Origin of the sequence: Pseudomonas sp. UBA5568, from assembly GCF_002425525.1 — a bacterium.
Taxonomy (GTDB): Bacteria; Pseudomonadota; Gammaproteobacteria; order Pseudomonadales; family Pseudomonadaceae; genus Aquipseudomonas; species Aquipseudomonas fulva.
Genome location: NZ_DIMK01000010.1, coordinates 1 through 20,549, shown reverse-complemented (window position 1 = coordinate 20,549; position 20,549 = coordinate 1). Strand labels below are relative to the sequence as shown.

Below are 20,549 nucleotides of genomic sequence, written 5' to 3'. Positions count from 1 at the left end.
CAGGGTCATAGGCTGCGCTCGACCATGGCGAGGAATAAAGCCGTGGCGACGGTTATTCATTCGCTAAACGAAAAGGGGCATTCATGCGTTCGACCATAGGGGTACTGCTGGCAGTACTGATCAGCCCATTGGCTCAGGCAGAGCTGATGGACGAAATCGCCGATCGCGGTGAACTGCGCATCGCTGTGCAGAGTGACAACGCACCATACGCCTTCAAGCAGGATGACCACCTGACAGGGTTCGATGTGGAGTTCGGCCAGGCCCTGGCCTCGGAGCTCGACCTGCGCGTGGAGTTCGTCGAAGCACCCGAGGCGCAAACCCTGCCCGGCGTTGAAAGTGGTAAATACGACATCGCGTTGCTGCCTGTCACGGCAATACCGCAAGGCGATAGCCCGCTCGACACCAGCCAGCCTTTTGGCAAGCAACAGCTGGTGGTGCCGTTCCAGAAGGACAACCCAGCCTTCGAAAGCGCCGTGAACAACGCGCTGCAACGCCTGAAGGACAGCGGGCGTACGGCCGAACTGGAACACAAGTGGCTTGCCGACGAGCAGCAGGCCGCAGCGACTCGGTAGCGTGCCGCAGTCAACCGTGGCAGGTGCTGATCAGCATGCTCGCCCGCTCAGAAGGGATCATTGCCACGGCGCCTGAACCAGCCAGTCAATGACAGGCGCTCGCGACCGGCCGGCAGCACCTCATGAGGGACTTCGCCGGACAGGAAGACCACCAGGCACCCCGCGACGGGCTGAACATCGTGCTCCACCCCATCGGCCAGGAACATGCGCAACTGCCCCCCGTCTGCGGGCGTCCAGTCTTCGTTCAGGTAGAACACGGCCGAAACCATGCGCCGGTCGTCATCGCGAAAACGGTCCAGATGCCGTTTGTAGAAGGCGCCGGGTGGGTAAAGCGCAAAGTGGCATTCGAAGTCTTCCAGGCCCAGGAAGAGCCCTTGGTTGATTGCCAGGCGCAGTTGGTCCATGGCTGCCAGGTACTGGTCGCAGGCGTGCGCCTGGCCTGGATCGATCCACTGGATCTGATCCCCACGGATGGCCTCGCGCACCTCTTGGGAAGGCCCCCGTCCAATCCCTGCGGGGTTGAGCTCCCCTTCGGCATAACGGCGTCGGCATTCGTTTGCCAGCGCGCCGACCAGGTCCGCCGGCAGGAACAGTGCCTGCTGGGACCAGCCATGGGTGGCCAAATCGTCGACGACGGCCGCAAGCATTGGGTGTTGGGGGGAAATGTGCATGGCGCATCATATCCATTCGCCCCGTCGGCGCACAGCGCCACTTGGCTGAGAAGCGCGTGGATATCTCGACAAACCGGCGCTGCCCCACAGACAATAGCCCTCTGCCGACAGGAGTCCTGAATGCGCCGTCTGTTTTCCCTGATTCTGCTGATGAGCTGCACGTTGCCTGTCTGGGCAGATAGCCTGGATCAGCTGTACAAGACCGCTGGCTGGCCCGAGCAACGCGCCCATTTCACCGACGCCTTGAACGCCGCCCAGCAGCGCTACCGCAACAGCTTGCCACCTGCCGTTTACCAGGCGCTGGTGAGCAACAGCAACCAGCGCTTCCAGGCCCAGGCCGTGGACCGCCGTGCACTGGCGCAACTGCGCTCGGCACTGCCCAATCCATCACCGGCGCTGGCCTTTTTCCAGTCGCCGCTAGGGCGCAAGATCGTCGCGGCCGAATTGCGGGCTACCCGCAAGGATGAGTTGGCCAAGAACGCCGATGGGCTCCCGAAGATTCAGGCCAGCGATGATCGCATGCTGATCATTGGGCACCTGGCCCAGGCGCTACCCGCCCGTGAGGCAGGGGCCGAGGTGAGCCTTGCCATTGCCGGCATGGCTGCCGACAGCCTGAGCTCGATGATTCCGGGGTTGTTGGGCGGTGGGCAGGCCCAAGGTCTGCTCGACGGCCAGCGCCAACGCCTTATGAAGCAGATCGGCCAGGACCTGAACAACACCCTGCTGTATGTATACCGTGACCTCACGGACGCAGAACTCGAAGCGTTTGCAACCTTTGCCGAATCCAACGACGGCAAAGCCTACTATCGAGCTGCGCTGACAGCCATTCGCGCCGGCCTGGCGGTTGGCCAAAGTACCGGCGAGCTGAATTGATCAACCCAAGTGCTGGTCGATGAAGTCGAAATAGCGCTGTCGAATGGCAGGCAGTTCGTTGGCAAGATGATGTCGGGCCCCGGGTAGCATCATGACCTGGGGCTGCGCGAACTTAGCCCTCAGCACCTGAAGGTTGTAAGGCCAGTCGACCGTGCCATCGGCCTCTCCTTGCACAATCAAGGGCTGCCGGGTACTGACGGGCGCCGCCTCGATGCGTGTGATCCAATCGATCAGTGCGCCAACCCATGCCGTTGGTAGCCGCCTGGGCTGAAGCGGATCAGCTTCAAGAAACGGTAGAAATGCAGGGTCTGTGCTGTTTTCGGTGAAACGCCGCTCGATGCCGTTCACGAAGTGGCGCAACACGTGATAGCTGAGCTTCGACCAGCGCCAGGCACAGGGGCGTACCAATGGGGCAAGCAGCAATACCTGCCCATCGATGGGGCTTGTCTGTGGGTTGTGCAGCAGGTGATCCACGGCAATGGCCCCACCTGTGCTCTGCCCGCACAGGTGCCATGGATGAGGCAGCTGCAAGCTGCGCGTCTGTTCGAACAGGCACTCAAGTACCTGCTGGTAGATCGCGAAATCATCGATGCTGGCGCGTTCGCCGCTAGACAGGCCGTGGCCGGGTAAATCGCAGCTGACAACGGCATAACCGCGCTTCAATGCCCATGCCACCAGATGCCTGTACAAGCCCATGTGGTCGTAGTACCCGTGCAACAGCAGCAAAGTAGCCTTGGGCTGCTCTGGACACCACACCTGCGCAACCACCTCGAATCCGGCAACCGCAAACTGCCCAAGCCAGCTGTGGACAGGCAGATCGAGCCCATAGAAGCGTTGGTAGGCCTTCGCATGGGTGCACAGCGGCTTACGCGCATTCAGCGGGGCCAGGCTTGTGCGCAGGAGGTCTGGATGGAAGCTTGCAGGCATTTTGGTGGGTCCGGCGTGAAGCAAGTATTGACCTGAGATATTCAGCTCATCGACGCGCCGTGGCAAGCTGGCCGTACCAGCAACCCACCTCCCACTGCCCGTGGGAGCAGCAATCGGCCTTTCATGAACCTGCGAACTCTCAAATGGCTGAGCATGATGCTCGGCGTCGTGGCCGGGACGGTCATCATCTGGCAGGCGTACACGACCTTCCAGGTCCGCTATTTACGCCCGTTCGACAACCAGGCCACGTTGTTCGACGGCTCGCACTTACAGCTACCTACCGAACTGGCCGGCCCCGGACCCGTGCGGGTCGTGCATTTCTGGGACCCAGCCTGCCCGTGTAACGTTGGCAACCAACAGCACCTGGCCGACCTGATGAAGCAGTTCACGAACCGGGGCGTCAGCTTTCACGTCTTGCACAAACCCGGCACACGGGGCTATCTGCCGGACGACCTTGCTGCGCTGGAACCACTAAGCAACCTGCCTGGCAGTGAACATATGCCAGCGTCGCCCGCGGTAGCCATCTGGGATCGCCAAGGGCACCTGGCCTACTTCGGCCCGTACAGCGAAGGCGCGGTATGCAACGCTGCCAACAGCTTCATCGAGCCCATACTCACCGCGCTGCTCGACGGCCGCCCTGTCAGCGCCTCCAACACCCTGGCGATCGGCTGTTACTGCCCCTGGGCAGACTGATGTATGCGAGCAGGGTTGCCCACCACCGTCGCCCCTGCCGGAACATCCCGGGTAACGACACTGCCTGCGCCGACCACTGCATCATCACCGATGCACACCCCTGGAAGAATGATGGCACCGCCACCAATCCACACGTTATTGCCAATGCTGACCGGCCGCCCACTCTCAAGGCCCGTGCGCCGCAGCTGCGGGTCGAGCGGGTGGTCGGCCGTGTAGATCTGCACATTGGGGCCGATCTGGCAGTCCTCGCCGATGTGCACAGGCAGTACGTCAAGGATCACGCAATTGAAGTTCATGAACGTATTGCGGCCCACGCTGATGTTGTATCCATAGTCGCAATAGAAAGGGGCACGCAGCACCACACCCTCACCCGCATGGCCGAGGTGCCCTGCCAGCAATGCATGCCGCGCCTGGGCCGTCAGCTCCACGCTGTTGTTGTAGCGGTGCATCCAGTGTTTGTTGGCCGCCTGTTCGGCTTGCAACTCGGGGCACGTGGCGTGATACAGCTCGCCTGTCAGCATTTTCTGTTTTTCGCTTTTGGACATGGAAACTCCTGGCGGCTCGTTATGCTACTGATCGTCAGACCTCACGATGAACCAGACTTCCCAACGCGTCGCATGAAAACGGCGTGCTGCTCAACCCCGCAGCGGCTGTGCAGCGCGCTATCAGAACCCGCCGATGGCAACGCGTTTGCTAAAGGATACGTTCTGGTGTGCATCCACTAATCAGACAAGCGCATGTAACGAGCAGGCCTACGCGCTTACTGCATGCATTTTTTCTCAAGAGAAATGACCTATGCATAAAAGATTCATGGAAATCGATGGCGCACGGCTGAGCTACATCGACCAGGGCCAAGGTTTTCCAGTGCTCCTTGGCCACAGCTATTTGTGGTCAGCTGACATGTGGAGTGAGCAGCTCGACGCGCTGTCCCGGCATTTTCGAGTCATCATTCCAGAGCTCTGGGGGCACGGCGACTCCGATGCTCCGCCGGTTACGACCAGAACCACCTCTGATCTGGCGCGTCAGCACATTCAATTGCTCGACAAGCTGGGGATTGAACGCTGCCACCTGGTGGGGCTATCGGTCGGGGGGATGTGGGGGGCACTGCTGGCCGCCGAGCATCCCGAGCGGGTTGACCGCCTGGTGCTGATGGATACCTACCTGGGCGCAGAGCCGGACGCCACCAAACGCAAGTATTTCGCCTTGTTGGATGCTGCGTCTGCCGCAGGTGCGTTCGACGATGAGCTGCTGGACGTCATCGTACCCATCTTCTTTCATCCCGGCGGCCATACAGTGCCAGCACTGCGTGAACGGTTTCGAGCAACATTGAAGGCCACGTCCGCCGACACTATCCGCGACAGCTATGACCCAATGGGCCGCATCATATTTGGCCGAGCGGACGCACTGGCCCAATTAGGGGGCCTTTGTAGCGAACGAACCATCGTGGTGTGTGGCGACCAGGACATCCCCAGGTCACCGGCTGAAGCCAACGAGATGGCGCAGATCATCAATTGCCTGGCCGCTCAGATCCCCGTTGCGGGGCATATCTCGTGCCTGGAAAACCCTGAGGTGGTGAACCAGTTTCTCTTGAATTGGCTACCGCGACACTGCTGAAGCCTGCTGGCCTGTTTCAAGCAGCTGACCATTCTTGCAACGCGGTAACCTGAGCCCAATAGGGTTGGGCTCAGGTGGAGACGCCCTCAGGTCGCGATTGGAAACGACCCGAAGGCAGCCGGTGCATCAGAATGCAGGCAGCACGGCACCTTGGTATTTCTTGGCGATGAATGCCTTCACTTCAGGGCTGGTCAAGGCTTTGGCCAGCTTCTGAATGGCATCGCTGTCCTTGTTGTCAGGACGCGCCACGAGGAAGTTGACGTAAGGCGAGTCGCTGCCTTCGATGACCAAGGCATCCTTGGCAGGATTCAGGCCGGCTTCCAGCGCGTGGTTGGTATTGATCATGTCCAGGTCGACCTGATCCAGCACGCGCGGCAACATGGCCGACTCCAGCTCGCGAAACTTCAGGTTTTTCGGGTTCTCGGCGATGTCTTTCGGGGTGGCCAGGGCGTTCTTCGGGTCCTTGAGGGTGATCAGCCCCGCCTTCTGCAAGAGCAGCAGTGCGCGGCCGCTGTTGCTGCCCTCGTTAGGAATGGCAACGCTTGAGCCTTCCTTGAGCTCATCCAGGCTTTTGACCTTCTTCGAGTAGCCACCAAACGGCTCGACATGCACGCCGATCACGGTCTCAAGGTGCGTACCCTTGCCCTCGTTGAAGCTCTGCAGGTACGGGAGGGTCTGGAAGTAGTTGGCATCCAGACGCTTCTGGTCAACCTGCACGTTGGGTTGCACGTAGTCGGTGAATACCTTGATCTGCAAGTCGACACCTTCTTTGGCCAACGTCGGCTTGATCAGCTCCAAGATCTCGGCATGGGGCACCGGCGTTGCGGCAACCACCAGTTTTTCGGCGGCGGCGACCAGGCCGCTAAAGGACAGGGCGGCAGCCAGGGCAGTGGTCAGCAGGGTCTTCTTCATGGTGATCCTTGTTCTGCATCTGAGCCATCGAAGATGGCAAATGGGGCGCCCAACGCAATGCGATGACGGGCGTGAAGCGGACAATACCGATAATTTTTATTCCCGAACAATATCTTTTATTTCGTTGCTTATTCCAAAACCAAAATGCCACCAGCGTGTTTGCTTATGAGCTGCCTCTAGCGTGGAACGTCGGGCAGGTCCAGGTCTTCGGGCAGGATTTCCGGCCCATCACTGACCAGCAAGGCGAAGTGGATGACGTTTTCCAGCTCACGGGTATTGCCGGTCCAAGGATGCTGCTCGAGCAGGCTCTGTGCAGCCTCGCTTATCAACGGCACGGGCCGCTGCAAACGCCCGCTGTAGATGCCAACGAAGTATTCCGCCAACGCAAGGATGTCCCCCGGCCGCTCGCGCAGCGGCGGCAATTCAAGGGCGCCCTCGCGCAAATATTGATACAACCGCTCGCTGAAGCGCCCTGCCTTCACCACCCGCGCCAGATCAATGCTCGTGGCCGCCACCAGTCGTACATCCACCGGCTGCGCCTGGTGTGCGCCTACGCGGGTGACTTCGCGGTTTTCCAGTGCTGCCAGCAGCTTGGCCTGAATGGCCTGTGGCAAGTCGGCGATCTCGTCCAGGTAAAGCGTGCCGCCGTTGGCCGATCCGAACCAGCCAGCGCGGCTGCTGGCAGTGCCGCCATGGCTACCGGCGCTATAACCGAACAGCTCTGCATCGGCATAGGTTGGGCTGATGGCGGCGCAGTTGACCGACACGAACAGGCCGGTGCGGTCGCTGGCGCGGTGAATCTGGCGGGCCAGCAACTCCTTGCCGGTGCCGGTTTCGCCTCGGATCAGCACCGGCAGCGGCAGCGGCGCCAGGTGCTCCAGCTCCGTGCGCAATCGCTGGGAACGCGGGTCGATGAAGACCAGCGCCTTGGCGCGAATGCTCAGCGGGCTCTTGTCGAGTTCGGGGAATGTCAGCAATGGCTGGCCGAAGGGGTTCTGATACGTCATGACGAGCTCCCGCCCCTGGCCTGCGGCGGCCGGGCGTGTGACGGATGGAAACGGACGCCGTTCAGGCGCGGCGCAGCGCGCGTTGTTCGATGCGGCCTTGCAGGCGATACAGGTAGGCGAACCCCTGCTCCCAGCATTCATGGCCGGATTTCACGTTGATGTGGCCGGCGCCGGTCAGAAGCCCTGCTTCTGCACCCCACTGCTGGGCCATGTGCAAGGCGCGCGGGACGCTGACAGCGGGATCGTTGTCCGAGCTGACCACCTGACTCGGAAAGGGAAGCGGCGCCTGCGGGATGGGCGAAAAATTGCGCAGCGCCGGCGCGCACCCTGGTCGCTCGACATCCGCCGGCGCCACCAACAAGGCGCCACGCACGCGACCGAGCAGAGCGGCAGCGGCCTGTTCGGCCCAATGCGCCACCGTGATGCAGCCCAGGCTATGGGCAATCAGGATCACCGGGCCGGGCTCGGCGGCGATGGCGGTATCCAGCGCCTTCACCCAGTCCTGGCAGAGCGGTGTCAGCCAATCGCGCTGCTCCACGCGTGCGCTGTTGGGCAGCGTACGCTGCCAGTGGCTTTGCCAATGATTGTCCGGCGATCCCTGCCAGCCTGGGATGATCAGGTAGCGAACTGATTCGTTACGCATGAAGTGGGTCTCCAGTAGCTTGCGTGCTTGGAAACCCAGTATAAGGCGGCCTATATATACTTAAAGGAATAAAAAGAAATTTGTTTATAACCTTTAAGCAAATAACCAGCCGACGTGACCTTGCGACGCCGCGTTATTCCCATCAACCGTACTGCCTCAAATGGCTGGCAGTTTCTGCCAGACCTTCGGCCGGAAGAACAACGTTTCGCCCCTTGCCAGCCCTGTCAGACTGTCGTGGTCCTTGACCACCTCAGCTTCGATCAGCTCGCTTTGGCCCTCGACTTTCAAGGTCACCCGCGTGGTGGCACCCAACGGGCGAATATCCCGAACTTCGGCGGCATGGTGGCCCTCGGTTTCATGACGCGACAACGACACTTCATGGGGCCGGAACAGCACATGCTGACCCTCGCTCAAGGCCAGGCGGTTGGAATCCCCCAGGAAGTGGTAGACGAAATCATTGGCGGGTTGTTCGTACACTTCGCCCGGCGAGCCGATCTGCTCGATCACGCCCTTGTTCATGACCACGATCCGGTCAGCCACTTCCATGGCCTCTTCCTGGTCATGGGTCACGAATACCGAGGTCAGGTTGATATCTTCGTGCAAGCGGGCCAGCCAGCGGCGCAGCTCCTTTCGCACCTTGGCGTCCAGCGCGCCGAAGGGTTCGTCCAGCAGCAGCACCTTGGGCTCTACGGCCAGCGCGCGGGCAAGGGCGATACGCTGACGCTGACCACCGGACAATTGCTCCGGGTAGCGATCGGACAGCCAGTCGAGCTGCACCATGTTCAGCAGCTCGTGCACTTTATGGGCAATGCTGCTTTCGCTCGGGCGCTCACCCTTGGGCTTCATGCGCAGGCCGAAGGCGACGTTGTCGAATACGGTCATGTGCCTGAACAGCGCGTAGTGCTGGAATACGAATCCGACGTTGCGATCACGAACGTCATGGCCAGATACGTCCTCGCCATGGAATACGATATTGCCCTGATCAGGTGTTTCCAGGCCGGCGATGATGCGCAGCAGCGTGGTCTTGCCGCAGCCGGATGGGCCCAGCAGCGCTACCAGCTCACCGCTGTTGATGTCCAGGTTGATACCATCGAGCGCCTGGAAACTGTTGAAACGCTTGCTGACGTTACGAACTTCGATCGACATGAATCATTCCTCCGCAGCGCTATGGCGCAGACGGTTAATACGGTTCTCGCTCCACTGCTTGAGCAGCAGGATGAAGAGCGCCAGGATCAGCAACAGGCTGGCCACGCTGAAGGCCGCCACGTGGTTGTACTCGTTGTAGAGAATTTCCACGTGTAGCGGCAGCGTGTTGGTCACGCCACGAATATGGCCGGAAACGACCGACACCGCGCCGAATTCGCCCATCGCCCGCGCTGTACACAACACCACGCCATAGATAAGGCCCCACTTGATGTTCGGCAGCGTCACATGCCAGAACATCTGCCAGCCATTGGCACCGAGCAACCGGGCAGCTTCTTCTTCCTGGGTGCCTTGTTCCTGCATCAGCGGAATCAGCTCACGGGCTACGAACGGGACCGTGACGAAGATGGTGGCCAGGACGATGCCCGGCAGGGCGAAGACGATCTGGATGTCGTGATCCTGCAGCCACGGCCCGAACAGGCCCTGGGCACCGAACATGAGCACGTAGACCAGGCCGGCGATCACGGGCGACACCGAGAACGGCAGGTCAATCAGGGTGACCAGAATACTTTTGCCGCGGAAGCTGTACTTGCTCACGCACCATGCCGCACTGACCCCGAACACCAGGTTCAGCGGCACCGAAATGACAACGGCGAGCAGGGTGAGCTTCAGGGCCGACAACGCGTCGGGTTCGAAGATGGCTTCGAAGAAAGTGCCGAACCCATTCTTCAGGGCCTGGGAAACCACGATGACCAGCGGCAACAGCAGAAACAGTGCAAACACCAGCCAGCCAAGGCCGATGAGTAACCGCCGCGATGTGGCGCTGCCGCGGCGGGCGGCGTTGGCGGCGGCGGGTGCATTCAGGGAAGAACTGGACATGCCGACCTCCTTCAAGGGGTTTCGATGCGGCGCTGCAACAGGTTGATCAGCAGCAGCAGAATGAAGGAAACCACCAGCATCAACACGCCAATGGCGGTAGCGCCGGTGTAGTCGTACTGGTCGAGCTTGACCATGATCAGCAGGGGCAGGATCTCGGTTTTCATCGGCATGTTGCCGGCGATGAAAATGACCGAACCGTACTCACCCACGCCACGGGCGAACGCCAGGGCAAAGCCGGTGAGCCAGGCCGGTAGCAAGGCCGGGGCCAGGATGTGGCGAAACACCTGCAGCGGTCTGGCGCCCAGGCAGGCAGCGGCTTCTTCGACCTCGCGCGGGATGTCTGCCAGCACTGGTTGTACCGTGCGCACCACGAACGGCAGGGTGACGAACGTCAGCGCCAGGGTGATGCCCAAGGGGGTATAGGCGATCTTGAAACCCAGGTCGGTCGCGAACTGGCCGACCCAGCCCGCCGGCGCGTACAGCGCGGTGAGCGCGATGCCGGCCACTGCCGTTGGAAGGGCGAAAGGTAAATCGATCATCGCGTCGATGATCTTGCGCCCGGGGAAGGTATAGCGCACCAGCACCCAGGCCAGCAGCGTCCCGATCACACCGTTGATGATCGCGGCAAACAGGGCGGTGCCAAAGCTCAGCTTCAGCGCAGCGATGACCCGCGGCGCGCTGATGATGGTCCAGAACTGTTCGAAGGTCAGCTGCGAGGCATGGATGAACATGGCCGCCAGCGGTATCAGCACAATCAGGCTGAGGTACACCAAGGTGTATCCCAGCGTCAGCCCGAAGCCGGGTATGACGGGGGAAATGCGACGTGACATAGAGATCCCTGGTTGAATGCACGTGGCCCGGGAACCATCCCGGGCCGTGGTAGGCGTCCGAATTGTGTGTTGTTCCTTGGCCCTTACTGTGCCTGATAGATCTGGTCGAACACACCGCCATCATTGAAGAATTTTGGCTGGGCGATCTTCCAGCCGCCGAAGTCCTTGTCGATGGTCACCAGGTCCAGCTTGGGGAACTGCTTGCCAAATTCAGCCGCCACCTTCTCGTCACGCGGGCGGTAGAAGTTCTCGGCGGCAATCTTCTGTCCGGCCGGGCTGTAGAGGTGTTTCAGGTACTCGGTAGCGATTTCGGTATTGCCCTTTTTCTCGGCGTTCTTATCGACCACCGCCACGGGCGGCTCGGCCAGAATCGACAGCGACGGCACGACGATGTCGAACTTGTCAGCCCCACCGTCTTCCTTCAACGCCAGGAAGGCTTCGTTCTCCCAGGCCAGCAGCACATCGCCCTGACCGTTGTTGACGAAGGTGATGGTCGATCCGCGGGCGCCGGTGTCCAGGACTGGCACGTGCTTGAACAGTTCCTGCACGTAGGCTTTTGCCTTGTCCTCGCTACCGCCGGTTTTCAGGCCATAGGCCCAGGCGGCGAGGAAGTTCCAGCGCGCGCCCCCGGAAGTCTTGGGGTTCGGGGTAATGACCGACACATCCTTCTTGATCAGGTCGCCCCAGTCCTTGATGCCTTTGGGGTTGCCCTTGCGTACCAGGAATACGATGGTCGAGGTGTAGGGGGTGCTGGCGTCCGGCAAACGCGTCTGCCAGTTTTCCGGCAGGGTCTTGCCGAGCTTGGCGATTTCGTCGATGTCGCCGGCCAAGGCCAGGGTCACCACGTCGGCGCGCAGACCGTCAATCACCGCACGGCCCTGTTTGCCCGAGCCGCCATGGGACTGCTGGATCTTCACCTTATCGCCTGGATGGGCCTGCTGCCAGTGCTTGATGAACTCGGCGTTGTACTGCTGGTACAGCTCACGGGTCGGGTCGTAGGACACGTTCAGCAGTTCGTAATCCTTGGCGATGGCGGAACCGGCAAAAATAGCACTGGCCAGAGCGGCAAGCGCATAACGACGGATGGACATGGTGAAGCTCCCGATTGGCATTTTTCTAGTTCTGGAAGGTGGGGCGTGTTCAGCCGGGCTTGTTGCCAGGCTGCTGCAGGCGGAACTTCTCCTTGCGCTCGATCTGCACCACCTGGGCGTTGTGCACGGTGATTTCCACAGCGCCAAAGCGCAGATCGCGCAGCGCGCTCTGGATCTCACGCAAGATGGTGGCTTCGTCCTGACCGTCGATACTGCGCAGCGATGCACTCATGCTCGTTCTCCTTGGAGTGAGATTGCCGGGCAGAGGTTTGAATGAGGGTTTGCGCCTGGCGTGAGAGCAATAGTAGTGGGGGCGGATTATTCTTAAAAATACTGTTTGGGCATTTTTATATAACCATTTACAAGATTGTCTGGATGCGCTTCCTCAATGGACGTATTAGCGCAGGCCATGCGCTGGTTGACGTGCTTGCGCGTAGAGTCCATCGCCGAAAAGTCGGCTTTTACGCGCAGGGTCGCTGGCTTCCAGGTCGTGGCTTAGGTGTGCAGTTGAGGGGTGCAGGTTCGCCTCGTAGGCGCGGCGTCTGCGGGGCGCCAAAGCGGCCATGATGGGCCGCAGAACGGCCCCGCATGGCAAGCGGCGCGATAGGCGCCTCAACCTTCCTGATGCGGCTCGCGGATCTTGTAGGACGCTACGTAGAGCGCTGGCAAGAACAGCAAGGTGAGCAAGGTTGCCACAATGATGCCGCCAATCATGGCGTACGCCATTGGCCCCCAGAATACTTCGCGAGCAATCGGAATCATGCCCAGGCTGGCAGCCGCAGCTGTCAGCAGGATTGGCCGGCGACGATGGTTTGTGGCCTCGACCACGGCATCCCATGGTGAATACCCCTGGGCTTCGAATTCATCGATCTGGGTGACCAGAATGACCGAGTTACGAATGATGATGCCCGCCAGCGCCAGGATGCCCAGGATCGCCACGAAGCCCATCGGCGTACCCGTCGGCACCAGCGCCAACACCACACCGATCAGGCCCAACGGCGCGACGCTGATCACCAGGAACAGCTTCTTCACGCTGTGCAACTGGATCATCAGGAACGTGGCCATCAGGAACAGCATCAGCGGGATCACTTTAGCGATGGGCCCCTGTGCCTTGCCGCTCTCCTCCACGGTGCCGCCGGTGGCCACTTCGTAGCCGGTGGGCAACTCGCTGGCGAACTTTTCGATGTCTGGCTTGAGCTGAGCCACCAGGTCCGTAGGCTGAATATCCCCGTTGACCGACGCTTTGAGGGTGATCGTAGGCTTGCGATCGCGCCGCCACACAAGAGGCTGCTCCTGCTCGTAGCGCACCGTGGCGAATGACAGCAAGGGTATCGAAGTGCCGTTGGGTGTAAGGATCTGCAGGTTCTGCAGCGTATCGGGCGAGCCCCGCTCGCTGTCCACGGCGCGGGCCACCACGTCGATCAGGTAGATATCATCGTTGACCTGGGTAACGGGCACGCCGGTGACGATGCTGTTCATTACATTGGCCACATCTTCCGAAGAAAGCCCCAACTGGCGGGCCTTGTCCTGGGCAATATCGATGCGCAGCACTTTACCCGGCTCGTTCCAGTCGTAAATCATTTCGCCGATGTTGGGGTTCTTGTCCAACAGGGTCGCCAGCTCGATGGCATGCTTGCGCACCTGCTCGATGTCCTTGCCGCTGACGCGGTACTGGATTGGTCGCCCCACAGGTGGCCCCATCTCCAGCGACTGAACGTTCGAACCGATACCGACGAAGTCCTCTCGCAGGCGTTTCTGCAGGCGAGTGATGAGCTCACCGCGCTCTTCCAGGCCTTTGCTGACGATGACCAATTGGGCGTAGTACGGGTTCTGCAGTTGCTGGTCCAGCGGCAGGTAGAAGCGCACCGCACCTTGACCGATATAGGTGCTCCAGTGATCGATGTCTTCGTCATCCTTGAGCGTGGCCTCCAGCTGGTCGACCACCTTGCGAGTTTCCTGGATCGACGCGTTCTGTGGCAGGTTCAGATCGACCAGGATTTCCGGACGGTCCGAAGCAGGAAAGAACTGGTTCTGCACAAAGCGCATGCAGAACACGGCCAGGGCGAACAGCACCACGGTGCCGATGATGGTCATCCAACGGTGGCGCATGCTCCACAGCAGGCCATGCTCGAAGACCCGGGCTACCCTGCCCGGCTTGTCATCATGGGACTTCACTTTGCGGGCGTTGAGAATGTGCACGCCAAGCACGGGGGCGAAGAACACGGCCACCACCCATGACACCAACAGCGCAACGGCAATGACCGCGAACAAGGTGAAGGTGTATTCACCTGCCGAACTTGCGTTGAGGCCAATCGGTACGAAACCTGCGACAGTCACCAGCGTACCGGTGAGCATTGGGAATGCCGTGGAGGTATAAGCGAAAGTAGCAGCGTCTTCCTTGCTCTCGCCCATCTCCAGGCGCGTGACCATCACCTCCACGGTGATCATGGCGTCATCCACCAGCAGCCCCAGCGCAATGATCAGTGCACCTAGCGAGATACGCTGCATGGTGATGCCGCTGTATTCCATGAATACGAACACCATGGCCAGTACCAGCGGGATCGAGCACGCCACCACCAGGCCTGCACGCACACCCAAGCTGACGAAGCTCACGGCCAGAACAATGATCACCGCTTCGAACAATGCACTGGTGAAGCCACCGACGGCCTTCTCCACCACCGTCGCCTGGTTGGACACCGTGTGCACATCGACGCCTACCGGAAGCTCGTTGGTGATGCGCTGCATAGTTTGCTTGAGCGCCTTGCCAAACTCCTGGATGTTGCCGCCCTTCTGCATGCCGATGGCAAGGCCCAGGGCCGTCTTGCCGTTGTAGCGGAACATCGGCGCAGGCGGGTTGGTGTAGCCGCGTTCGACCTCGGCGATGTCTGCCAAGCGGAAGAAGCGATCGTTGATGCGCAGGTTGACGTTCTCAAGGTCCTTTTCCGAGGCGAACTGCCCACTTGTCCGTACGGAGATGCGCTCCGGCCCGGCCTCGATCACGCCCGCTGGCGTCACGCTGTTCTGCGCCTGCAGAGCCTGCATCACCTGACGCTGGTCGATACCCAAGGCGGCGAGCTTGCGGGTGGAGAAGTTCAGGTAGAGCACTTCGTCCTGGATACCGACCATTTCGATCTTGCCGATATTGGGTACTTCGCGGACCTCGGCCCGCGCCTGCTCCACATAATCACGCAGCTGGCGCAGGCTCAGCCCGTCGGCGGTGAAGGCGTAGATGGAACCGAACACATCGCCGAATTCATCGTTGAAGCCGGGGCCCTGCAAGCCCTCGGGGAAATCGCCGCGAATGTCCTGGATCTTCTTGCGGACCTGATACCAGATCTGCGGTATGTCGTCTGCCTTGGTAGTGTCGCGCAGGTAGACGAACACCGTTGATTCACCAGGCCGGGTATAGCTCTTGGTGTAATCGAGCGAATCGAGCTCCTCGAGCTTCTTCTCGATCCGGTCGGTGACCTGCAGCAGCGTTTCTTCCTGGGTAGCGCCAGGCCAGCGGGTCTGGATCACCATGGTCTTGATGGTGAAGGACGGATCCTCCTCACGACCCAGGTTGAAGTACGAAAAGATGCCCATGAGCAAACCGACGAACATCAGGTACCACACGAACGACTGATGCTTGAGCGCCCATTCGGACAGGTTGAAGCTTCCTTTCATTGCGCATCCTCGTCGAAGGTGACCTGCTGGCCAGGCTTGAGGCTATTGACGCCGGCGATCACCACCCGCTCCCCAGGCTGTACGCCTGATGAGACGACGATGCGGTCTTCGTTTCGGTCGATCAGGGTCACGTCGCGCAAGGCGACGGTTTTCTGCTGGGGGTCGACGACCCATACCTGTGTCTTGCCATCGCGCTCCAGCAGCGCGCTGACCGGCAGCTCGCTGCGAGGAGAAACCTGCGAGCTGAGAGTGACGCTGACGGCAGTTCCCAGATGGAACGTTTCAGGGGTGCTGGCCAAGGTCAGCCGCGCACGCCGCGTGCGGGTGGTGGCATCGGCCTTGGGCTCGAGCTCGCGCAGGGTGGCGGTGGTGTTGACGGCGGGGTTGAGCTGCGAGGCGACAGTGAAGGTCAGGTCCGGTGTCAACTGCTCGGCAATGCCGATGGGCAGGTCAATCACCGCTTCCTTCACGTCCGGCCTGGCGAGCGTGACCACAGCCTGCCCAGCGGTGACGGTTTGCCCGGCTTCGGCCTGCCAGTCAGTAATCACCGCCGCATGATCGCTGCGCAGCGTGGTATAGCCCAGCTGGTCACGGGCCTGACTGACCGAGGAACGAGCCTGCTCCAGCGTGGCGCCGGCTGTTTTCAGGTTGGTCTGGGCGATGTCCAACTGGGCCTGAGCACCCACGCCGCGGTCGTACAACTGTTGTTGCCGGCGGGCGTCGGACTGCGCGTTGATCCACTGCGCCTGCACCCTGGCCAGATCGCCTTCGGCAGCGCGCAGCCGATTTTGCTGGTCGGTCGGATCCAGCGTGGCCAACGTATCGCCCGCTTTGACCTGGGCCCCGACGTCCAGCCAGCGGCGAGCGATGCGCCCGCCCACACGAAAGCCCAGGGTACTTTCGTAACGCGCTTCGATCACGCCTGCAAAGCGGCCCAAGCGGGCCTGCAACTGAGGTTGCACCACTACCGACAGCACTGGACGAACCGGCTCCGGCGGCTGCTCTTCCTTGCCGCACCCGACAAGCAAAATACCGGCGCACATCAACGTCAGCCAAGGCTTCATAGCGGGCTCTCCGGCGCTTTGGCGGGTACTTTTTCAACTTTCATACCGGGGTGCAGCAGCTGCCCGCCGGTTACCACGACGACTTCGCCACCGTCGAGACCTTTGCCGATGACCACAGTGCCGGTCAGGTAGCGGCTTACTTCGACTTCCCGCAACTGCACCTTGTCCCCCTCGCCCACGATCCACACGGCGGGTTTCTTCAAGCCTTTGGTCAGTGCCGACCAGGGCAGCTCGACACTCGGCTTGCCCCGCCCTTGGGTGGTCACGGTGACGGGCGCGCCCAACTGCATCGCAGGCGGAACGTCCTGCAATCCGACCTTGACCTGCACCGTGCCGCTTTGAGCCGAGACAGTGGGGGTAATTTCACGCACCGCTCCACGGGCCTGGACCTTCGGATCGTCCAACAGGCTGACCACGACGCTGGCATCACTGGGCGTGCCCGCCAGAAGCGACTCGTACACGTTGAACACCGCATCACGCTCGCCGTCACGGGCCAGGCTGAAGATGGGCATGGTCGCTTGCACCACTTGCCCTACCTCGGCCTGACGCTCGGTGATCACCCCGTCGGCTTCGGAGACCAGCGCGGTATAACTCAATTGCTCGTTTGCGTTGGCCAGTTGAGCTTGCGCAGCCTTCAGCGCGCTTTGATTGCTGCGCAACGAGGCCTGGGCAGCATCATATTCGCTTTGACTGGTATAGCCCTTGGGCAACAGCTTCTGCTGACGAACGAAGGCAGCTTGGGTCTGGGTCACCCGCGCCTGTGCCGCGAACACTTCGGCCTTGGCCGAAGCCACGTTGTTCTGCAAGTCTTTAGGGTCGAGCCGGGCCAGTACCTGCTTGGCCTTTACGTGATCGCCTACATCTACACTGCGCGAAATGAGCTTGCCGCCTACGCGGAATGAGAGGTCCGTCTGCACCCGCGCCTGGATGTCGCCAGTCAGCGTCACCCGGGCTGCGAAATCGGCGGACTGGACATTCTGTACCCCTACACGGGGCAGCGTTTCAGGCAGCTCTTCCTTGCTGCAGCCGGTGAGCATGCCCAGCAGCCCCAAGCCCGTGACCAGTAGCGCACGCGACAACGTCATGGAGGCTCCTTTCTTGCGCGCAAAAGATTCATGCATGCGATTCGCCAAGCAGGCCAGGGTTCCATAATTCTTGCTGTAGACGCCAGACGCCCTGCCCCCTCCAGCCTCGTGGGTGGCTTCGTCAGGCCAGGTGTTGGCAAACCCTGGCAATTCTGTCAGTAGCCCACGCTTTCAAGATCACGATACTGTCGCCTGACGCGAAACTTCCAACCTACCACTGCTTGCAGACGGTCGGTCTTATTCATCCGGGGATGTTGGTATGGACAAATCTGGCAGGGTCCACGCGTTCTATCAAGCCGGCCAACTCGTCACGGAACTGGGTGACGACGTCAAACGCTCGGTGTTCCGAGGTCAGGCACGCTTTCTAGGCCATCTTGCAGGCGATAAGCGGACGCCTTCAGTAAGCGCGGTAGACAGGGGCAACACCGTAATGGCCGAGCCCCACACCAACTGCCTGGCTCGCTTTTCCTACACGCCTTACGGCCAAAGGGCCCGTTTGAATGAACCGGACACGCCATGGGCGTATCACGGTGAGCGACTGGATGCACTATTGGATGGGTATCCACTGGGCAACGGCTATCGACTGTATAGACCGGCACTCATGCGGTTTGGCGCCCCTGACAACCTGAGCCCTTTTGGACAGGGGATGCTCAATGCGTATGCCTACTGCCTGGGTGACCCTGTCAATCAAAGTGATCCATCAGGCCACTTCGCGGTGAGAAGCCTGATCAAGTATGCAAGCTGGATCACAGCCGCTGCGTCCTTAACAGCAGGCACAGCCCTTGCTGTCGTCGGTGCTTCGAAAAATGACGATAACCTTATCGGAGTGGCGATCGGCGTTTATATTGGTGGGTCATCGCTTGTCGCCGCTTTATTCGTCCGGGAAAAATATATGAGTACGCTCAGAGCCGACTCGTCATATGGAGAACGGTTCTCGACTACAGTGGGAGGCAGCGACCGACGAAACGTGCATGACCCTGTACAGAGCTTTTCATCAGCGGATGTGACCTTGGTACCTCCACGTGTCCATACGAATAGAAGATTTGGTGGCTCGCATTTAACAACGCAACCGGTAGTTCCGGCCCCGCCTCCCAGCTATTCGAGTTTAAACCTTCAAGCGCCAGGTCTGGACGAGCTTCCCAGCTATTTGGATCTTTATCCCAACCAGGACTCAACTGGAGGAAGCTTGTCGCACAGGAACAGCCTCCCCCCACATATCGAGCCACAGCGAATTATGAATAGAGTTCGGCGCTTAAGTGTCCAGTGACCTCGCCGTAGCAATTCGTCACAAACGATACGTTTATGCGGCCACATTCAGTTCTCCGCACGGCGCAAGCGCAAGTGTGGAACAGCTGCTCGCTCCAAAAGCGTAACGAGCAGCCATACCTCGATCAGATCGGCGCTACCGGCGCCGGGCGCCGTACCTGAGGCTGCGACGCATTGACCGCCGCACCTTCTTCAATCGCCTGCTGTATGGCCTTGCGGCGACGCTCTTCGGCACGGCGACTGAAGTACCAGACGAAGAATGTCACCAACGAGACGGACAGCAGAATCAGGCTGGCCACGGCGTTGATCTCAGGTTTCACGCCCAGGCGTACCGCCGAGAACACTTCCATCGGCAACGTGGTCGAGCCTGGCCCGGACACGAAGCTGGCCAATACCAGGTCATCGAGCGACAAGGCGAACGACATCATGCCACCTGCCGCCAGCGAAGGCGCAATCATGGGGATGGTGATCAGGAAGAACACCTTCCAAGGCTTGGCCCCCAGGTCCATGGCCGCCTCTTCGATCGACAGGTCCAGCTCACGCAGCCGGGCCGACACGACGACGGCCACATAGGCCGCGCAGAAGGTGGTGTGGGCAATCCAGATGGTGACAACGCCACGCTCCTGCGGCCAACCGATCAATTGCGCCATGGCCACGAACAGCAGCAGCAGCGACAGACCCGTGATGACTTCAGGCATGACCAACGGTGCAGTGACCAAGCCACCGAACAAGGTACGCCCGCGGAACCGGGTGACCCTGGTGAGTACGAAAGCCGCCATGGTGCCCAACGCGACAGCCGCTACCGCCGTGTAGCAAGCGATTTCCAGCGAGCGCATCACCGAACCGATCAGCTGAGTGTTGTCCAGCAAGCCGACATACCATTTGACCGACCACCCGCCCCACACCGTCACCAACTTGGAGGCGTTGAACGAGTAGATGACCAGAATCACCATCGGCAAGTAGATGAACAGCAAGCCGAACACCAGCATCAGCTTGGAAAAACCGAAGCGCTTCATGCCCTGCCCTCCATTTCCTTGGCCTGGCTGCGGTTGAACAGCAAAATGGGCACGATCAGGATCGCCAGCATCACCACCGCAAGCGCGGAGGCTACCGGCCAGTCACGGTTGTTGAAGAACTCCTGCCACAACACTTTACCGATCATCAGGGTTTCCGGTCCGCCGAGCAGTTCGGGGATCACGAACTCGCCCACCACGGGGATGAACACCAGCATGCAACCGGCGATGATGCCGTTTTTTGACAGCGGCACGGTGATTTTCCAGAAGCTGTTGAAGGTGCTCGACCCCAGGTCGGATGCCGCTTCGAGCAGGCTTGGGTCATGCTTCACCAGGTTGGCGAACAAGGGCAGGATCATGAACGGCAGGTAGGAATAGACCACGCCGATGTACACCGCCAGGTTGGTGTTGAGTATCTGCAGCGGCTGGTCGATCAGCCCGGTCCACATCAAAAAGCCATTGAGCAAACCGTTGTTGCTCAGAATGCCCATCCAGGCATACACGCGGATCAGGATCGCGGTCCAGGTCGGCATCATGATCAGCAGCAGCAGGACGGTCTGGGTTTCCTTCTTGGCGTTGGCGATGGCATAGGCCATCGGG

Annotated in this window: 21 protein-coding genes; 5 read left to right on the top strand and 16 right to left on the bottom strand. The window is 60.5% G+C overall.

All coding sequences use genetic code 11. The features are described from left to right. The first annotated feature begins 83 nt into the window (after positions 1-83). Positions 84-572 carry a substrate-binding periplasmic protein gene (locus B2S33_RS03355; RefSeq protein WP_027913457.1) on the top strand — a complete coding sequence of 163 codons (489 nt, stop codon included), beginning with the start codon at positions 84-86 and terminating at the stop codon, positions 570-572. Between the two features lie 47 nt (positions 573-619). Here the strand turns inward: B2S33_RS03355 and B2S33_RS03350 are convergent, their stop codons facing one another. Next, a complete protein-coding gene (locus tag B2S33_RS03350) occupies positions 620-1,243 on the bottom strand; it encodes a 2OG-Fe(II) oxygenase (protein ID WP_059183548.1) in 624 nt (207 codons plus the stop codon). Positions 1,244-1,363: 120 nt separating this feature from the next. On the opposite strand from B2S33_RS03350, the gene B2S33_RS03345 reads away from it, so the two are divergent. Continuing rightward, positions 1,364-2,116, top strand: coding sequence for a hypothetical protein (locus tag B2S33_RS03345; protein WP_288501765.1), 753 nt, complete (start codon positions 1,364-1,366; stop codon positions 2,114-2,116). Here the strand turns inward: B2S33_RS03345 and B2S33_RS03340 are convergent, their stop codons facing one another. Beyond that, the gene (locus B2S33_RS03340) at positions 2,117-3,043 is read right to left on the bottom strand and encodes an alpha/beta hydrolase (protein WP_110606365.1); all 927 of its coding nucleotides are present in this window, start codon (positions 3,041-3,043) and stop codon (positions 2,117-2,119) included. It abuts the gene before it with no gap. 123 nt (positions 3,044-3,166) lie between these two features. On the opposite strand from B2S33_RS03340, the gene B2S33_RS03335 reads away from it, so the two are divergent. Continuing rightward, complete coding sequence (locus tag B2S33_RS03335; RefSeq protein ID WP_027913453.1) at positions 3,167-3,736, top strand: DUF6436 domain-containing protein; 570 nt, start codon at positions 3,167-3,169, stop codon at positions 3,734-3,736. On the opposite strand, the gene B2S33_RS03330 is transcribed toward B2S33_RS03335, so the two are convergent. Then, entirely contained in the window at positions 3,715-4,281 is a 567-nt protein-coding gene (locus B2S33_RS03330; protein ID WP_028686743.1) for a sugar O-acetyltransferase, read from the bottom strand. The two genes, B2S33_RS03335 and B2S33_RS03330, sit on opposite strands and share 22 nt — an antisense overlap. 250 nt (positions 4,282-4,531) lie before the next feature. Between B2S33_RS03330 and B2S33_RS03325 the strand changes: the two genes are divergently transcribed. Continuing rightward, positions 4,532-5,350: an alpha/beta fold hydrolase gene (locus B2S33_RS03325; protein WP_236165489.1), complete on the top strand. Its 819-nt coding sequence runs from the start codon at positions 4,532-4,534 to the stop codon at positions 5,348-5,350. Between the two features lie 126 nt (positions 5,351-5,476). Here B2S33_RS03325 and B2S33_RS03320 read toward each other — a convergent pair whose 3' ends face one another. The 11 genes from B2S33_RS03320 to B2S33_RS03270 form a co-directional block, all read right to left on the bottom strand. After that, positions 5,477-6,262 carry a MetQ/NlpA family ABC transporter substrate-binding protein gene (locus B2S33_RS03320; protein WP_288649831.1) on the bottom strand — a complete coding sequence of 262 codons (786 nt, stop codon included), beginning with the start codon at positions 6,260-6,262 and terminating at the stop codon, positions 5,477-5,479. Between the two features lie 176 nt (positions 6,263-6,438). Beyond that, complete coding sequence (locus B2S33_RS03315; protein WP_027913449.1) at positions 6,439-7,269, bottom strand: sigma 54-interacting transcriptional regulator; 831 nt, start codon at positions 7,267-7,269, stop codon at positions 6,439-6,441. Between the two features lie 61 nt (positions 7,270-7,330). After that, complete coding sequence (locus tag B2S33_RS03310; protein WP_027913448.1) at positions 7,331-7,912, bottom strand: alpha/beta hydrolase; 582 nt, start codon at positions 7,910-7,912, stop codon at positions 7,331-7,333. Positions 7,913-8,068: 156 nt separating this feature from the next. Further along, positions 8,069-9,058: a sulfate/molybdate ABC transporter ATP-binding protein gene (locus B2S33_RS03305; protein WP_028686745.1), complete on the bottom strand. Its 990-nt coding sequence runs from the start codon at positions 9,056-9,058 to the stop codon at positions 8,069-8,071. A 3-nt stretch (positions 9,059-9,061) separates the two neighbouring features. Continuing rightward, positions 9,062-9,934, bottom strand: coding sequence for a sulfate ABC transporter permease subunit CysW (gene cysW / locus B2S33_RS03300; RefSeq protein WP_288649829.1), 873 nt, complete (start codon positions 9,932-9,934; stop codon positions 9,062-9,064). Between the two features lie 11 nt (positions 9,935-9,945). After that, the gene (gene cysT / locus B2S33_RS03295) at positions 9,946-10,764 is read right to left on the bottom strand and encodes a sulfate ABC transporter permease subunit CysT (protein ID WP_023532644.1); all 819 of its coding nucleotides are present in this window, start codon (positions 10,762-10,764) and stop codon (positions 9,946-9,948) included. Positions 10,765-10,847: 83 nt separating this feature from the next. After that, a complete protein-coding gene (locus tag B2S33_RS03290; RefSeq protein ID WP_027913446.1) occupies positions 10,848-11,855 on the bottom strand; it encodes a sulfate ABC transporter substrate-binding protein in 1,008 nt (335 codons plus the stop codon). A 49-nt stretch (positions 11,856-11,904) separates the two neighbouring features. Next, positions 11,905-12,087 carry a sulfur starvation response protein OscA gene (oscA, locus tag B2S33_RS03285; protein WP_003248957.1) on the bottom strand — a complete coding sequence of 61 codons (183 nt, stop codon included), beginning with the start codon at positions 12,085-12,087 and terminating at the stop codon, positions 11,905-11,907. Between the two features lie 380 nt (positions 12,088-12,467). Next, on the bottom strand, positions 12,468-15,521 hold the full coding sequence (locus B2S33_RS03280) for an efflux RND transporter permease subunit (protein ID WP_028686747.1): 3,054 nt from the start codon (positions 15,519-15,521) through the stop codon (positions 12,468-12,470). Then, positions 15,518-16,585: an efflux RND transporter periplasmic adaptor subunit gene (locus B2S33_RS03275; RefSeq protein WP_145278874.1), complete on the bottom strand. Its 1,068-nt coding sequence runs from the start codon at positions 16,583-16,585 to the stop codon at positions 15,518-15,520. Before B2S33_RS03275 ends, B2S33_RS03280 begins: the two co-directional genes overlap by 4 nt. Continuing rightward, entirely contained in the window at positions 16,582-17,670 is a 1,089-nt protein-coding gene (locus B2S33_RS03270) for an efflux RND transporter periplasmic adaptor subunit (RefSeq protein ID WP_145278872.1), read from the bottom strand. Before B2S33_RS03270 ends, B2S33_RS03275 begins: the two co-directional genes overlap by 4 nt. A 259-nt stretch (positions 17,671-17,929) precedes the next feature. Here B2S33_RS03270 and B2S33_RS03265 point away from each other — a divergent pair, with 259 nt between their 5' ends. Continuing rightward, positions 17,930-18,937: an RHS repeat-associated core domain-containing protein gene (locus tag B2S33_RS03265; RefSeq protein WP_349681299.1), complete on the top strand. Its 1,008-nt coding sequence runs from the start codon at positions 17,930-17,932 to the stop codon at positions 18,935-18,937. A gap of 124 nt (positions 18,938-19,061) precedes the next feature. On the opposite strand, the gene B2S33_RS03260 is transcribed toward B2S33_RS03265, so the two are convergent. Then, complete coding sequence (locus B2S33_RS03260; protein WP_288649826.1) at positions 19,062-19,952, bottom strand: ABC transporter permease subunit; 891 nt, start codon at positions 19,950-19,952, stop codon at positions 19,062-19,064. Continuing rightward, positions 19,949-20,549 (bottom strand): ABC transporter permease subunit (locus tag B2S33_RS03255; RefSeq protein WP_288649824.1); only part of this gene is annotated, 601 nt, incomplete at its 5' end. The genes B2S33_RS03255 and B2S33_RS03260, both read right to left, overlap by 4 nt.

Coding starts and splice junctions, on each gene's coding strand:
- B2S33_RS03290 (WP_027913446.1), bottom strand. CDS start 11,855: ATGTCCATCCGTCGTTATGCGCTTGCCGCTCTGGCCAGTGCTATTTTT.
- B2S33_RS03305 (WP_028686745.1), bottom strand. CDS start 9,058: ATGTCGATCGAAGTTCGTAACGTCAGCAAGCGTTTCAACAGTTTCCAG.
- B2S33_RS03280 (WP_028686747.1), bottom strand. CDS start 15,521: ATGAAAGGAAGCTTCAACCTGTCCGAATGGGCGCTCAAGCATCAGTCG.
- oscA (WP_003248957.1), bottom strand. CDS start 12,087: ATGAGTGCATCGCTGCGCAGTATCGACGGTCAGGACGAAGCCACCATC.
- cysW (WP_288649829.1), bottom strand. CDS start 9,934: ATGTCCAGTTCTTCCCTGAATGCACCCGCCGCCGCCAACGCCGCCCGC.
- B2S33_RS03350 (WP_059183548.1), bottom strand. CDS start 1,243: ATGCACATTTCCCCCCAACACCCAATGCTTGCGGCCGTCGTCGACGAT.
- B2S33_RS03270 (WP_145278872.1), bottom strand. CDS start 17,670: ATGACGTTGTCGCGTGCGCTACTGGTCACGGGCTTGGGGCTGCTGGGC.
- B2S33_RS03320 (WP_288649831.1), bottom strand. CDS start 6,262: ATGAAGAAGACCCTGCTGACCACTGCCCTGGCTGCCGCCCTGTCCTTT.
- B2S33_RS03355 (WP_027913457.1), top strand. CDS start 84: ATGCGTTCGACCATAGGGGTACTGCTGGCAGTACTGATCAGCCCATTG.
- B2S33_RS03275 (WP_145278874.1), bottom strand. CDS start 16,585: ATGAAGCCTTGGCTGACGTTGATGTGCGCCGGTATTTTGCTTGTCGGG.
- B2S33_RS03325 (WP_236165489.1), top strand. CDS start 4,532: ATGCATAAAAGATTCATGGAAATCGATGGCGCACGGCTGAGCTACATC.
- B2S33_RS03330 (WP_028686743.1), bottom strand. CDS start 4,281: ATGTCCAAAAGCGAAAAACAGAAAATGCTGACAGGCGAGCTGTATCAC.
- B2S33_RS03310 (WP_027913448.1), bottom strand. CDS start 7,912: ATGCGTAACGAATCAGTTCGCTACCTGATCATCCCAGGCTGGCAGGGA.
- B2S33_RS03315 (WP_027913449.1), bottom strand. CDS start 7,269: ATGACGTATCAGAACCCCTTCGGCCAGCCATTGCTGACATTCCCCGAA.
- B2S33_RS03340 (WP_110606365.1), bottom strand. CDS start 3,043: ATGCCTGCAAGCTTCCATCCAGACCTCCTGCGCACAAGCCTGGCCCCG.
- cysT (WP_023532644.1), bottom strand. CDS start 10,764: ATGTCACGTCGCATTTCCCCCGTCATACCCGGCTTCGGGCTGACGCTG.
- B2S33_RS03260 (WP_288649826.1), bottom strand. CDS start 19,952: ATGAAGCGCTTCGGTTTTTCCAAGCTGATGCTGGTGTTCGGCTTGCTG.
- B2S33_RS03335 (WP_027913453.1), top strand. CDS start 3,167: ATGAACCTGCGAACTCTCAAATGGCTGAGCATGATGCTCGGCGTCGTG.
- B2S33_RS03265 (WP_349681299.1), top strand. CDS start 17,930: ATGGACAAATCTGGCAGGGTCCACGCGTTCTATCAAGCCGGCCAACTC.
- B2S33_RS03345 (WP_288501765.1), top strand. CDS start 1,364: ATGCGCCGTCTGTTTTCCCTGATTCTGCTGATGAGCTGCACGTTGCCT.